This window comes from Lysobacter sp. MMG2 (assembly GCF_016735495.2).
In the GTDB taxonomy this organism is placed as follows: domain Bacteria; phylum Pseudomonadota; class Gammaproteobacteria; order Xanthomonadales; family Xanthomonadaceae; genus Lysobacter_J.
The window spans coordinates 221,866-235,637 of the sequence record NZ_JAERQY020000001.1 but is presented as its reverse complement, the minus strand read 5'-3'; the positions used below and the strand labels follow the sequence as shown (position 1 = coordinate 235,637).

Annotated in this window: 13 protein-coding genes; 1 reads left to right on the top strand and 12 read right to left on the bottom strand. The window is 67.2% G+C overall.

Translation table 11 applies throughout. The features are described from left to right. Positions 1-10: 10 nt before the first annotated feature. The gene (locus tag JI752_RS01040; protein ID WP_216958132.1) at positions 11-496 is read right to left on the bottom strand and encodes a peroxiredoxin; all 486 of its coding nucleotides are present in this window, start codon (positions 494-496) and stop codon (positions 11-13) included. Between the two features lie 232 nt (positions 497-728). Here JI752_RS01040 and JI752_RS01035 point away from each other — a divergent pair, with 232 nt between their 5' ends. Further along, the gene (locus JI752_RS01035) at positions 729-1,628 is read left to right on the top strand and encodes a DnaJ C-terminal domain-containing protein (protein WP_216958130.1); all 900 of its coding nucleotides are present in this window, start codon (positions 729-731) and stop codon (positions 1,626-1,628) included. A 61-nt stretch (positions 1,629-1,689) separates the two neighbouring features. On the opposite strand, the gene JI752_RS01030 is transcribed toward JI752_RS01035, so the two are convergent. From JI752_RS01030 to JI752_RS00980, 11 genes are all read right to left on the bottom strand, one after another. Beyond that, complete coding sequence (locus JI752_RS01030) at positions 1,690-2,211, bottom strand: hypothetical protein (RefSeq protein ID WP_216958127.1); 522 nt, start codon at positions 2,209-2,211, stop codon at positions 1,690-1,692. Positions 2,212-2,443: 232 nt separating this feature from the next. Continuing rightward, on the bottom strand, positions 2,444-2,809 hold the full coding sequence (gene pilH, locus JI752_RS01025) for a twitching motility response regulator PilH (RefSeq protein ID WP_216958125.1): 366 nt from the start codon (positions 2,807-2,809) through the stop codon (positions 2,444-2,446). 90 nt (positions 2,810-2,899) lie between these two features. Continuing rightward, positions 2,900-3,895 carry a YhdH/YhfP family quinone oxidoreductase gene (locus tag JI752_RS01020; protein WP_216958123.1) on the bottom strand — a complete coding sequence of 332 codons (996 nt, stop codon included), beginning with the start codon at positions 3,893-3,895 and terminating at the stop codon, positions 2,900-2,902. Positions 3,896-3,923: 28 nt separating this feature from the next. After that, positions 3,924-4,235 carry a GIY-YIG nuclease family protein gene (locus JI752_RS01015; RefSeq protein WP_254200130.1) on the bottom strand — a complete coding sequence of 104 codons (312 nt, stop codon included), beginning with the start codon at positions 4,233-4,235 and terminating at the stop codon, positions 3,924-3,926. 154 nt (positions 4,236-4,389) lie between these two features. Continuing rightward, positions 4,390-4,983: a TIGR00730 family Rossman fold protein gene (locus JI752_RS01010; RefSeq protein ID WP_216958121.1), complete on the bottom strand. Its 594-nt coding sequence runs from the start codon at positions 4,981-4,983 to the stop codon at positions 4,390-4,392. 146 nt (positions 4,984-5,129) lie between these two features. Further along, positions 5,130-6,572 carry a dihydrolipoyl dehydrogenase gene (lpdA, locus tag JI752_RS01005; RefSeq protein WP_216958119.1) on the bottom strand — a complete coding sequence of 481 codons (1,443 nt, stop codon included), beginning with the start codon at positions 6,570-6,572 and terminating at the stop codon, positions 5,130-5,132. Between the two features lie 98 nt (positions 6,573-6,670). After that, entirely contained in the window at positions 6,671-7,888 is a 1,218-nt protein-coding gene (gene sucB / locus JI752_RS01000) for a dihydrolipoyllysine-residue succinyltransferase (protein WP_216958117.1), read from the bottom strand. An 82-nt stretch (positions 7,889-7,970) separates the two neighbouring features. Continuing rightward, positions 7,971-10,802, bottom strand: coding sequence for a 2-oxoglutarate dehydrogenase E1 component (locus tag JI752_RS00995; protein ID WP_216958115.1), 2,832 nt, complete (start codon positions 10,800-10,802; stop codon positions 7,971-7,973). 304 nt (positions 10,803-11,106) lie between these two features. Beyond that, positions 11,107-12,021 (bottom strand): GNAT family N-acetyltransferase, encoded by a 915-nt coding sequence (locus tag JI752_RS00990; RefSeq protein ID WP_216958113.1) that lies wholly within the window; start codon positions 12,019-12,021, stop codon positions 11,107-11,109. After that, positions 12,018-13,280: a cupin domain-containing protein gene (locus JI752_RS00985; protein WP_216958111.1), complete on the bottom strand. Its 1,263-nt coding sequence runs from the start codon at positions 13,278-13,280 to the stop codon at positions 12,018-12,020. Before JI752_RS00985 ends, JI752_RS00990 begins: the two co-directional genes overlap by 4 nt. Next, a complete protein-coding gene (locus tag JI752_RS00980) occupies positions 13,277-13,678 on the bottom strand; it encodes a VOC family protein (RefSeq protein ID WP_216958109.1) in 402 nt (133 codons plus the stop codon). The genes JI752_RS00985 and JI752_RS00980 overlap by 4 nt, the downstream gene beginning before the upstream one ends. Positions 13,679-13,772 lie beyond the last annotated feature (94 nt).

The window sequence follows — 13,772 nt, the reverse complement described above, 5'->3', positions numbered from 1 at the left end:
GCGCAGCCGCTTACAGGTGCTTGAGCTCTTCCAGCACGTGTTCGGCCGAGGACACGCGGAACTCGCCGGGCGCTTCGATGTTGAGCAGCTTGACCACGCCATCGTCGGCGTACAGCGCGAAGCGGCGCGCGCGACGGCCCATGCCGTAGGCGCTGGCGTCCAGTTCCAGGCCGAGTGCGCGGGTGAAATCGCCGTTGCCGTCGGCGAGCATCATCAGCCCGTCGGGCACGTTCTGGCTTTCGCCCCACGCCTGCATCACGAAGGGATCGTTGACCGCCATGCAGGCGACCTCGATGCCCCGGCTGCGGAACTCGTCGAAGTGCTGCACGAAGCCGGGCAGGTGCTTTTCCGAGCACGTCGGGGTGAACGCACCCGGCACTGCGAACAGCACCATCCGGCGTCCGTCGAACAGCGCGTTGGTGTCGATGGTTTCGACACCCTCGCGGATGCGCTGCAGCGGGACTTCAGGGATGCGTTCGCCGATCTGGATGGTCATGTCCGTTCCTGTGGGGTGAGTGTCGAAGCCTTCACGGATTCTAGACGGCGCGGGGGAAGCTGGCGTCAACACGCTTGAAAGCGCTGCCTGGCGCGCCTACTTTCCGATCATCACTACGCGCTCGGGCAGGCGCGCGAAGGTTCCTCGCGAAGACTGCCGCCTCGCCGCGAGTGCGTTAACCTCCCGGCCTGTGCGGCACTGCCGCCGGCCAGCCTTTCGGGACGGACCATACATGCAGTTCAAGGATTACTACGAAACTTTGGGCGTGGAGCCCGGCGCCGGCGATGCCGAAATCAAGACGGCGTACCGCCGGCTCGCCCGCAAGTACCACCCGGACGTCAGCAAGGAGCCGGGTGCGGAAGAGAAGTTCAAGGCCGTCAATGAAGCCTACGAAGCGCTGCGCGATCCGCCCAAGCGTGCCGCCTACGATCAACTGCGCGCGCGCGGCTACCGCCCCGGCGACGAAGTGCAGCCGCCGCCGGGCGGTTTCGGCGGCAACGGTCACGGCGGTGTGGACTTCGAAGAGATCTTCGCCGGCGGAGGCGCCGGTGGCGGTTTCAGCGACTTCTTCGAAAGCCTGTTCGGTCGGGGCGGCTTCGGCCAGCGCGGCCCGGGGCCGCAGCCGCGCGGCGACACGCGCGCCAAGCTCGCCATCTCGCTGGAGACCGTTTACGAAGGCGGCAGCGTGCGCATTTCGGTCAACAACAAGACCCTCGACGTGCGCGTGCCCAAGGGCATCCGACCGGGGCAGGTGATCCGCCTGGCCGGGCAGGGCGCGCATGGCGATCTGCTGCTGGAGATCGAGTACGCCGCGCACCCGCAGTTCGAAGTGGACGGGCGCAACGTCATCCACGTGCTGCCGATCGCACCGTGGGAAGCGGCGCTGGGGGCCATGGTGAGCGTGCCGACGCTGGGCGGCGCGGTGGAGTTGAAGATCCCGCCCAATTCCGAGTCCGGTCGGAAGCTGCGCCTGCGCGGGCGCGGATTGCCCAACGACCCCACCGGCAAGCAGCCACCGGGCGATCAGCTCGTCGAGCTGGAAGTGCTCGCGCCCCGCATCCACAACGAGGACCAGCGCGAGGCCTACGAGCGCATGCGCGAGGCGTTCGGCGACGACTGGCGTCGCGTCTGAGGCGCTGAAAGCGAAGAGGCGCCCTGAGGGCGCCCCTTGGTACGCAGCGGCGAGAAGCCGCTCAGGCCTTGCTGGAGCGAAGTCGCAGGACCAGCAGGACGATGCCCGCCAGCGCCGCGATTGCCGCGATCACGAACATGCCCATCGAGGCATTGGTTTCGCCTGCCTGGCGGACCACCGAGGTTTTTTCGGGCAGGTAGACGATCGGGAGCTCGACGAACTCATCGTCGTCGCGCGCACGCTTGCCGGTGTCGGTGTCGACCCGGAGCTTCTCCTTGACGTTCTGGCCCGCCTCGGTGTCGAAGGTAATGGTCAGATCGAAGTTGCGGTCCATGCCGCGCTTCGTCTTCCATTCGACTTCTTCGATCTGCGCGATCGCCTGCTTGCCGTGATCGGCCAGGCGGGTCATTTCGGAGTGTTCCGTGTAGCCCATGAAGCCGACGATCGCGGCCACGGCGAAGGCGAGCAGGACAGCAGGCCAGGACAGGATTTTCTGAAGCATTGGGAGGGGCACTGGTGTGAGAGCCAGTGATTCTCTCGGCCGCACCCGAGGCATTCCATAGGACTCGTCGGAATTGCGCATGCCAGCGCCGGCATTCGACTGGCGTCCGACCATCCCTGGGGTGGGCCGCTTTCAGAGTTTTCTGATGGATCGCAGAGGAAGGCTCTGATGCCATTCCCCCATGCGACCTCAACTGCCATCAGGCGCGCGCTGGATGCGCAACGCCATCTGCTTCCTCTGGGGCGTGAGCGGGATCACCGCCGTGGCGATCCTGGTCGAAGCGATCGACCGGCTGTTCTTCTGACCGCGCGACTCAGGGCTTGATGACCTGGCCGATCACGTCGGACAGGTCGCCCTCGCTGAAGGGCTTGGTGAGGTAGGCCTTGGCGCCCTGGCGCATGCCCCAGACGCGGTCGGTGTCCTGGTCCTTGGTGGTGACCAGCACGACCGGGATGTGCGAGGTGGTCGGGTCGCGCGTGATCGAACGCGTGGCCTGGAAGCCGTTGAGGTTCGGCATCACCACGTCCATCAGGATCATGTCGGGAAGTTCGCGCTTGGCCGCTTCCACGCCCGCGGCGCCGTCCTCGGCGGTGAGCGCTTCATGGCCGAGTTTCTCGACGATGCGCCGGATGCCCATGAGCTGCGACGGCGAGTCGTCGACGATGAGAATGCGCGCCATATGTTTCCCCCTGAACGTGTGGGGATTGTAGCCAGCGTCAGGGTTCCCGCAACAGCGGGCAGCGCGGTTTCCGCGCCTCCATTCCGTGCGTCAGATCACGACCAGCGTACGTCCCAGCGAACCGCCGGCCAGCATGGCGGAGAAGACGTCCGGCAATTGCGCCAGCCCGACCTCGCGCGTGCAGATGCGATCGAGGTGGCGCGGCTTCCAGTCGTCGGCCAGGTGCTGCCAGACGGCTTCACGGATGTCGCGTGCGGTGCCGGCCGAGGCCACGCCCAGCAGCGACACGCCGCGGATGATGAAGGGCATGACCGTGGTCCCCAGGTCCGCCGCGGCGGCGAGGCCGGCGCTGGCGACGTTGCCGTAGGGCGTGGTCTGCGCGAGCAGGCTGGCGAGCATCGGCCCGCCGACGTTGTCCAGACCGCCGCCGAAGCGCGCCGATTCCATCGGCCGCGTGGTGGCCAACGCGTCGCGTCCGAGCACCTGCGAGGCGCCGATCTGCTTGAGGTAGTCGACCTGTTCGGCCTTGCCGCTGATGGCATGCACCTCGAAACCGGCGCGGCTGAAGATGTCCACCGCGAGCGAACCCACGCCGCCGGTCGCGCCGGTCACGGCCAGCGGGCCGAGCTCGGGCGTCTGGCGGTTCTCGCGCATGCGCAGCAGCGCCAGCGCGGCGGTGAAGCCGGCGGTGCCGAGGATCATGCTTTCGCGCAGGCTCAGCCCCTTGGGCAGCGGGATCACCCACTTCGACTCCAGGCGCGCGTACTGGCCGTAGCCGCCGTCGCGGATTTCGCTCAGGCCGCACCCGGTGACCAGCACTTCGTCGCCTTCCTTGAAAGCGGCATCGGTGGAGGCGACGACATGGCCGGCCACGTCGATGCCACCCACCAGCGGAAAGCGCCGCAGGATCTTGCCTTCGCCGGTGCCGGCCAGCGCGTCCTTGAAGTTGACCGACGAGTAGGCGGCCTTGATCACCACTTCGCCCGGCGCGAGGTCGTCGAGCGTTACCTGCTCGACGCCGCTGCGGTAGCCGCTGGCGTCGTTGTGGATGCGGAAGACGTCGAACGTGGCGGGGACGGTGGACATAGGGCCTCGCTGGGGGCGGCGATTCGTGTCAGCCGATGATATCCGGGAAGAGGTCGCGCCATTGGGGGTTGGTGGATTCGATGAGTTCAATCTTCCACATCCGCTTCCAAACCTTGAGGGCCTTCTCGCGTGCGATGGCTGACTCCATCGTCTCGTGGGCTTCGTACCAGACCAGTACATGGACATGGTGGCGTCTGGTGAATCCCTCGGCCTCGGCGCTCTTGTGTTGCCAGACGCGCCTGATCAGATCAGACGTCACTCCGACGTAGAGCGTGCCGCGAGGGCCGCTGGCAAGGAGGTAAACGCAAGGACTTCGTTCCCGTCGCATGAAGCTCGTCATTCCAGCGAAAGCTGGAATCCATCTTGCCTTTCGCGTGCGCGAAGCCGAAAGCGGAAAATGGATTCCAGCTTTCGCTGGAATGACGGTTCGAGGAGTCAGGGAAGCCTTACGCGCGACGCGCCACAACGTGTCACGCCGCCGCCGCTTCACGAGTTCACCGCATCGCCTTCCGCCGCTTCTCATCCATCCACTTGTCCGCCTTCGCCGGCGTGTAGGCCTTCATCCAGGCGAGCATCGCGTCGAGGTCGTCGCCGTGCCACAGATCGTCGCGCTGGTCGGGATGCAGGAAGCGTTCGGCCACCATGCGGTCGAGCATGCCCATCAGCGGCGTGTAGAAGCCTTCGACGTCGAAGAACGCGCAGGGCTTGTCGCCGATGCCGAGCTGGCGCCAGGTCAGCATCTCGAACATCTCGTCCAGCGTGCCGAAGCCGCCGGGCAGGGCGACGAAACCGTCGGAGAGGTCGAACATGCGCGCCTTGCGTTCGTGCATGGAGCCGACGACTTCCAGCTTCGTCAGGCCCTTGTGCGCGACTTCCCAGTTCACCAGCTGCTCGGGAATGACGCCGATCACTTCACCGCCCGCCTCGAGTACCGAATCGGCGACCACGCCCATCAATCCGACGTTGCCACCGCCGTAGACCAGGGTGATGCCGTCCTTCGCCAGACGCGTGCCCAGCGCGATGGCGCGCTCGGTGTAGATCGGCCGGGAACCGGGGTTGGAGCCGCAGTAGACGCAGAGGGTTTTCATGGCTTCTTTCGGGATGGGAGATTCGGGATTCGGGATTCGCAAAAGCAAACGCCGGGCGCGTGCCCGGCGTCGCTTGCAGCGGGAGCGTGTCGGGCATCGGAGTCCGCTCTTACGAATCCCGAATCCCGATTCACGAATCCCGGCCTTCAGTTCACCTTGTGAATCGAGCGCTTAGCCACGCTCATCGCGGCATCGTGGATCGCTTCCGACAGGGTCGGGTGCGCGTGGCAGATGCGCGCCAGGTCGTCGGCGGAGCCCTTGAACTCCATCGCCAGCACGCCTTCGTGCACCAGTTCCGATACACCCACGCCCACCAGGTGCATGCCCAGGATCAGGTCGGTCTCCTCGTGCGCGATGACCTTCACCAGGCCGGCCGGCTCGCCCATGGCGACGGCGCGGGCGATGGCCGCGAACGGGAAGGTGCCCACCTTGTACGGCGTGCCTTCGGCCTTGAGCTGCTGCTCGGTCTTGCCGACCCAGGCGATTTCCGGCTCGGTGTAGATGACCCACGGCACGGTGTCGAGGTTGACGTGGCCCGGCAGGCCGGCGATCAGCTCGGCCACCGCGATGCCTTCCTCGAAGCCCTTGTGCGCCAGCATCGGGCCGCGCACGCAGTCGCCCACGGCCCAGACGCCGTTGACGCCGGTGTGGCAGTGCTCGTCGACTTCGATCATGCCGCGCGCGTCGAGCTTCACGCCGGTGCCCTCGGCCAGCAGGCCCTTGGTGGCGGCGCGACGGCCGACCGAGACCAGCAGCTTGTCGACGGTGAGCGTCTTCTCGCCTTCGGCATCGGTGTAGGTGACGACGACTTCCTTCGACTTGCCCTTGCCCTTGATCTCGGCGTTGCTGACCTTCGCGCCGAGCTTGATGTCGAGGTTCTGCTTCTTGAATTCCTTCGCGGCGACCTTGGCGATCTCGGCGTCGGCAGCGGCGAGGAAATCCGGCAGCGCTTCGAGGATCGTGACTTCGCTGCCCAGGCGCTTCCACACGCTGCCCAGTTCCAGGCCGATGACGCCGGCGCCGATCACGCCAAGACGCTTGGGCACTTCGGTGAAGTCCAGCGCGCCGACGTTGTCGACGATGTTCTCGCCGTCGAACTTGGCGAACGGCAGTTCGATGGAATCCGAACCGGCGGCGAGCACGACGTTGGTGCCCTTCAGCTCGACCGTGCTGCCGTCATGCTGCTTCACCGTGACGACGTTGCCCGGCTGCAGCTGGCCGAAGCCGTAGAACGTGGCGATCTTGTTCGCCTTGAACAGCATCGCGATGCCGCCGGTGAACTGCTTCACGATCTTGTCCTTGCGACCGATCATCGTGCCGATGTCGATCTTCGCGTCCTTGGTCGTGATGCCGTGGTCGCCGAACAGGTGTTGCAGGTTGTAGTACTGGCGCGAGCTGTCCAGCAGCGCCTTCGACGGCACGCAGCCCACGCGCAGGCAGGTGCCGCCCAGGGCCGGCTTGCCGTCCTTGCCGAGCGCGGCGTCGATGCACGCGGTCTTCAGGCCGAGCTGGGCCGCGCGGATGGCGGCGTGGTAACCGGCCGGGCCGGCGCCGATGACGATGACGTCGAAGTTCTGCTGTTCGCTCATGGTTCTACTCGGGAATGGGGGATAGGGAATGGGAAATGGGAGGGTGGGAACGGAGCGGGCTTTCTACGATTCCCGACTCTCCATTCCCGATTCCCGGCTCACATCCCCAGCAGCATGCGGTGCGGATTCTCGAGCTGGTTCTTGATGTCGACCAGGAACAGCACCGCGTCCTTGCCGTCGATGATGCGGTGGTCGTAGGACAGCGCGATGTACATCATCGGCGCGGCGACGACCTGGCCGTTCTCGACGATCGCGCGCTCCTTGATGGCATGCATGCCCAGGATCGCGCTCTGCGGCGGGTTGACGATCGGCGTGGACATCAGCGAACCGAAGGTGCCGCCGTTGGTGATCGTGAAGGTGCCGCCCTGCAGGTCTTCCAGCGACAGCTTGCCGTCGCGGGCCTTCTTGGCGTAATCGCCGATGGCCTTCTCGATGTCGGCAAAGCCCATGCGCTCGACGTTGCGCAGCACCGGCGTGACCAGGCCCTTGTCGGTCGACACGGCGATCGAGATGTCGGCGTAGCCGTGATAGATGATGTCGTTGCCGTCGACGGAGGCGTTGACCACCGGGTGCTTCTGCAGCGCGTTCGCGGCGGCCTTGGCGAAGAAGCTCATGAAGCCCAGCTTGATGCCGTTGGCCTTCTCGAACTGCTCGCCCAGTTCCTTGCGCATGGCCATGACCTTGCCCAGGTTGACCTCGTTGAACGAGGTGAGCATGGCGATGGAGTTCTTGGACTGCATCAGGCGCTCGGCGATGCGGGCGCGAATGCGGGTCATCGGAACGCGCTCTTCCGGACGCGCGCCGCCGGCGACGCCGCCGGTCTTGCCCGAGGCGTAGTTGACGAGGTCTTCCTTGGTCACCGCGCCGCGACGGCCGGTGCCTTCCACCTGCGCCGGGTCGATGCCCTGGGTGACGGCGGTGAAGCGAGCGCCCGGCGGGAGCTGTTCGACGGCACCGGCGGCCTTCGGGGCCTCGGCGGCGGCGGCCTTGGGCTGCACGGGAGCAGCGACGTCCTTGGCGGCGGCATCGTTCTTGGCGTCGATGGCCTTCGCAGCCGGGGCCGGCGCAGCGGCGGCCGCGCCTTCCTCGACGACGGCGATCAGCTGCTGGCTGGTGACGGTGTCACCTTCCTTGAACTTGATTTCCTTGATCACGCCGTCGACGGGCGAGGGCACCTCGAGCACGACCTTGTCGGTCTCCAGGTCGACGATGTTCTCGTCGCGCTTGACGGCTTCGCCGACCTTCTTGTGCCAGGTCGCGATGGTGGCGTCGGAGACGGATTCGGGCAGAACGGGGACTTTGATCTCGGTGCTCATGGGGCGGGCATCCTGGATGACGTGATTCGTATCGTGTGTGAGGTTCCACGGCCGGCGGTTAGCCGGCCGTGAGGTACGCAACTTATTCGGCAGTGATTTCGCCGCGCAGCGGGTTCTTCAGAGCGTCGGCGACCAGTGAGGTCTGCTCGGCGACGTGGTCGGCCAGATGGCCGGCGGCCGGCGAGGGCGAACGTGCGCGACCGGCGTAGTGCAGCGTCTGGCCCGACTGCAGGCAGGCGGCCAGGTGGTGGCGGATCTGGTACCACGCACCCTGGTTCTGCGGCTCTTCCTGGCACCACACGACATCGGTGGCGTTCTTGAAGCGCTTGAGTTCGGCCTGCAGCATCGCGCGCGGGAACGGGTACAGCTGTTCGACGCGGAGGATGGCGACGTCGTCCAGTCCCTGCTTCTGCTGTTCTTCCAGCAGGTCGTAGTAGACCTTGCCGCCGCAGACGACGACGCGCTTGACCTTCTTCACGTCCGCCGCGGCGTCCGGGATCAGGTGCTGGAACTCGCCCTTGGCCAGTTCGTCCAGCGTCGACACCGCCAGCTTGTGGCGCAGCAGCGACTTGGGCGTCATCACCACCAGCGGCTTGCGCGTGGTCATGCGCATCTGGCGGCGGATCATGTGGTACGCCTGCGCCGGCGTGGTCGGCGTGCAGACGATCATGTTCTCCAGCGCGCACAGCTGCAGGAAGCGCTCAAGGCGCGCGGAGCTGTGCTCCGGGCCCTGGCCTTCGTAGCCGTGCGGCAGGAACAGCGCCAGGCCGCACAGACGGCCCCACTTGGCTTCGCCCGAGGACAGGAACTGGTCGATCACCACCTGCGCGCCGTTGGCGAAGTCGCCGAACTGCGCTTCCCAGATGTCCAGCGTCATGGGATCGGCGGTGGCGTAGCCGTACTCGAAGCCCATCACCGCTTCCTCGCTCAGGAGCGAGTCGATGATGGTGACGTCGGTCGGGTTCTTGACCAGGCGACGCAGCGGCAACACGTACTCGTCGTTGGTCTGCTCGTGCAGGATCGCGTGGCGGTGGAAGAACGTGCCGCGGCCGCAGTCCTGGCCGACCAGGCGCAGCTTGTAGCCTTCGTCGACGAGCGTGGCGTAGGCCAGGTTCTCGGCGAAGCCCCAGTCGCCCGGGAGTTCGCCGGCGCTCATCTTGCGGCGGTCTTCGTAGATCTTCGCCACGCGCGGGTGCAGCTTCAGATCGGCCGGCACGTCGTTGATGACGGTCGCCAGGCGATCGAGCTTCTTGCGGTCGAACGTGGTGTCGACCGGATCGGTCAGCTTGCCCGACAGGTACTTCGACCAGTCGATGGTGAACTCGTCCGGCTTGACCTCGACCACTTCGGTGGTGACCACGCCGTCGTCCAGCTTCTGGCGGTAGCCGTCGACCAGCGCCTGCGCATCGTCGGCGCTGAGCGAGCCTTCGGCGGCCAGCTGCGCGGCGTACAGCTCGCGCGGGGTCTTGTGCTTGCGGATGACCTGGTACATCACCGGCTGCGTCGCTGCCGGCTCGTCGGCCTCGTTGTGGCCGTGGCGGCGGTAGCAGACCAGGTCGATGACCACGTCCTTGCCGAACTTGTTGCGGAAATCCAGCGCCAGCTCGGCGCAGAACACCACGGCTTCCGGGTTGTCGCCGTTCACGTGCAGCACCGGCGCGCCGACCATCTTGGCCACGTCCGTGCAGTACAGCGTCGAACGCGCGTCCTGCATCGCGCTGGTGGTGAAGCCGACCTGGTTGTTGATGACGATGTGCAGCGTGCCGCCGACGCGGAAACCGCGTGCCTGCGACATCTGGAACAGTTCCATCACCACGCCCTGACCGGCGAATGCCGCGTCGCCGTGGATCAGGATCGGCAGCACCTGCTCGGCGCCCTTGTCGCCGCGACGGTTCTGGCGCGAACGCACGGAGCCGGCGACCACCGGGTCGACGATCTCCAGGTGCGACGGGTTGAACGCCAGCGCCAGGTGCACCGGGCCGCCGGGCGTGGCGACGTCGGCCGAGAAGCCCATGTGGTACTTCACGTCGCCCTGATGGGCCAGATCGCTGTGAACGTGCTCGAACTTGCCCTCGAACTCGTCGAACAGGTGGCGCGGCGGCTTGCCGAGCGTGTTGATGAGGACGTTGAGGCGGCCGCGGTGGGCCATGCCGATGACGACGTCCTTGGCACCCTGTTCGCCGGCGCGGCGGATCGTGGTGTCCATCAGCGGGATCAGCGCGTCGCCGCCTTCCAGCGAGAAGCGCTTCTGGCCGACGTACTTGGTGCCCAGGTAACGCTCCAGGCCATCGGCGGCGGTGAGGCGCTCGAGGATGCGCTTCTTGTCGTCGGCGGTGCGGCCGAACTTGCCGCCGGCCTTCTCCAGGCGCTCGTAGATCCAGCGACGCTGTTCGGCGTCGGAGATGTGCATGAACTCCGCGCCGATCGGGCCGGTGTAGGTGGCCTTGAGCAGGGCGAGCAGGTCGCCGAGCTTCATGCGATCGAAGCCGCCCACGCCGCCGGTGCTGAACTCGGCGTTGAGGTCGCTGCTGGTGAGCTGGTGGAACGCCAGGTCCAGATCCGGTGCTTCCGGCTTCTGCCACAGGCCCAGCGGGTCGATGTCGGCGCCCAGATGGCCGCGCGAACGATAGGCCGTGATCAGGCGGCCGATGTTGCGCTCGCGTTCGTCGCCGGCACCGGCGGCCACGGACACCATGCCGCGCGCGGCCTGGCGGCCGGCTTCGGCGATCTGGTCGATCACCGCCGAATGCGGGATGTCACCGGCTTCGCGACCCTTGAAGCCGTCGAAATACGCCTTCCATTTGGGGTCGACACTGTCGGGTGAAACCAGGTACTGCTCGTACAGGTCTTCGACGAAAGCGGCGTTGGCGCCGAGCTGGGAGGACTGGGAGAACTGCTTCAGGAGACTGTCCACGATGGCGATCGGGAAACTCGGTGAGGGAGACGGAGAGGGCCCGGATTGCACGCGTGCGGCTATTCAGGCGCCAAGATTCGGAATTATAGCCCTTGGCTGCCGGCAAACGGCTAACACTTACGTCGAAACGGGATAGCGGACGGATCTCGAAAACCCGTGGGCCGTCATGCGGCCCGGGAATAGCGTTTGGGCTGCGCCGCCGTGTTCAAGAGGTGGCGTGTTGCGGGCGCGGAAACACGGGGTTTGGCGCAGGGAACGCGTGTGGTCGTGGCGTCTTCACGCCACGAATCCGGCGCGGCGTCGCTCAGATGCCCAGCGCGCGATACTCGGTGCAGGGGCGGGCGCGTTCCCAAACGGGCACAAAATGCGCGCGCAGCTGGCGGGCGCGGGCGCCGTCGTCCAGGCGCGTTTCGCCGTCGAATCGGTGCCCCAGCGGACGGAAGTACCAGCCGCTGTCGTCATTGACCACATAGGCGGACGGGTAATCGCGGTCCACCGTTTCCTCGATGGCACGGAACGCGAAGGCGCTGGGCAGGCGCTGGGCCAGGGCGATCAGCGGCGCGAGCGCTCGCCGGGGTGCGTCCGGATCGTGCAGGAGCACGCGCACTTCACCGCCCCCGACACCATGGCGGCGCAGGGCACTCAGGGCCTCGGGCTGATCCAGCAGGCCCGGGTCCAGGTCGCGGCTGTAGATCAGCAACTGCCGGCGGGCGCCCTCGGCCACGCCGAGCAGCGCGGCCAGCCCGCCGTCGCGGCGCAGCACGGGGTTGACCGCGTCCAGCGCCAGGCGCATGGACTGATGGTCCAGGCCTGCCTCGACGAAGCGCTCGCCATACGGGAGGAAGCCTTGCCGGGCATAGAACGCCATCGCCGGGACCTGCGCGTGCAGGCTTACCTCGGGCCAGCCCAGTGAGCGTGCCTCCACGAGCAGGGCCTTGAGCAGCGCCTCGCCGACGCGGCGGTTGCGCCAGTGCGGCAACACCGCCATGCGACCGATGCGGCGGTCTGGGGTCAAACGGCCGGTGCCGATCGGCCGGCCCTGCAGGTCGCGGGCCAGGACGTGACGGCACAGCGGGTCCAGCGCGTCGCGTTCCAGCTCGACCGGGACGCCCTGTTCCTGCACGAACACGATGTCGCGCACGGCGCGCAGGTCGGCCAGGGCCCGGTCGAAGGCGACGGCCTCGACCTGGAACGCCTCCGTCGCCGCCGGGCCGCTCATTCTTCTTCGTCCGGCAGCACCAGGCTGTAGTGGCCGGCCTGGAGCAGGTTCTGGACCAGGTCGCGCCCTTCTTCGGACAGGGCGCCATACGCCTCGCCATCCAGTTGCGCCGCCTCGGCGATGCGGGCGGCGTCCTCGGGCGGCAGCGGATGGTCCTGCCCGCTGACGAACAGCCGCGCCGGCTCGCCCTTGCGGTGCGCGCGCCGCCACGCCATGCGCGACCACGGATGGCGATGCAGCACGGCGCCGTGGTCCAGGTCCCATTCGATCTCGATGCGCGAACGCGCCTCGCCACCGCCGTGCACTTCGCCGGCCGCGCGATACACGGTGATGAAGCGACCGAACCAGTCGCCCAGTCGATCCGGATCGTTCATGCGCAGCAGGTTCAAGGCCTCGACCGCGCGGTTCATCGCCTCGACGTCGATCTCGTTGGGATCCGACGGCGGCGTCAGGTCCGGGTCGTGGTAGCGCAAAGCCTCGTCCGCGTCGGCGGCCAGCGTGTCGACGAAATCCCCCAGCAGTTCCGCCGCCGACGGCGCGCGCATGCCCACCGAGAAGGTGAGGCACGCGTCTTCGGCCACGCCGTTGTGCGGCACGCCGGGCGGCAGGTAGAGCATGTCGCCCGGGCCGAGCACCCAGTCGTGCGTGGGCGTGAACTCGCGCAGCAGCTTGAGCTCGACGTCGGGACGGAACTCCAGCGGCGGATTCGGACGCGTGTCGATCTGCCAGCGACGGTGGCCGTACGCCTGCAGCAGGAACACGTCGTACTGGTCGATGTGCGCACCGACCGAACCGCCCGGCGCGGCGAAGGAAATCATCACATCGTCGATGCGCCAGCGCGGCAGGAAGCGGAAGTGCTGCAGCAGCGCGGCGATGTCGGCGTCCCACTTGTCCACGTCCTGGACCAGCAGCGTCCAGTCCTGGTGCGGCATGCCGGGGAACTCGTCCTCTTCGAACGGCCCGTGTCGCAGCGTCCAGCGGTCGTTGGCGCGATCGTGCATGACGATGCGCGACAGCGCGGCCTCCTCGCAGGCCAGGCCGGCGAGGTCTTCGGGCTGCACGGGCGTCTGGAAGTCGGGGAAGGCGTTGCGGATCAGCAGCGGCTTCTTCTGCCAGTAATCGCGCAGGAACACCTCCGGCGGCATGCCCAGCGGCGGCAGGCGGCGCGCGTCGATTTCGATCGGCAGCGTCGCGTTGCGCGCGGGCACCTTTTTGGAGGCGGTGGTCTTCTTCGTCGGGGTGGGGGTTTTCCGGGTCATGTGCCTGCAATCTCGTCGTAACCGCGGCCGAGGAACTGCACCAGGCACCAGCCGTGCCCGAACGGGTCGGCGACGGCGACGGTGCGGCCCCATCGGCCTTCGCGAATCTCGCCCTCCTGGCGGGCGCCGGCGGCCAGGACGCGCGCCAGTGCGGCGTCCAGGTCGTCGACCACCACGTCGCAGTGCACGGGCGTCCAATGGCGGGAATAGTCGCGCCTGGAATCGCCGGCGCCCACGCTGCCGGCCTCCTTGCGCAACAGGTAGATCGGCGCCTGCGCGCCGAGCATTTCGAGCACGTCCGGCCCGAGCCGGCGCGCCGCTGTCAGTCCGAAGGCGGCGATGTAGAAGGCCTGCGCGCGGGCGAGGTCGTCGACATCGAGGTTGACCATGAGGTTCATGGGCATCGTCTCCAGGCCAGCGCACCACGCACCGGGCGCTCATCCTCACACTCCGCCGCGGCTCGTGGCCTGAGCGTGATCAAGCCGTGACCGG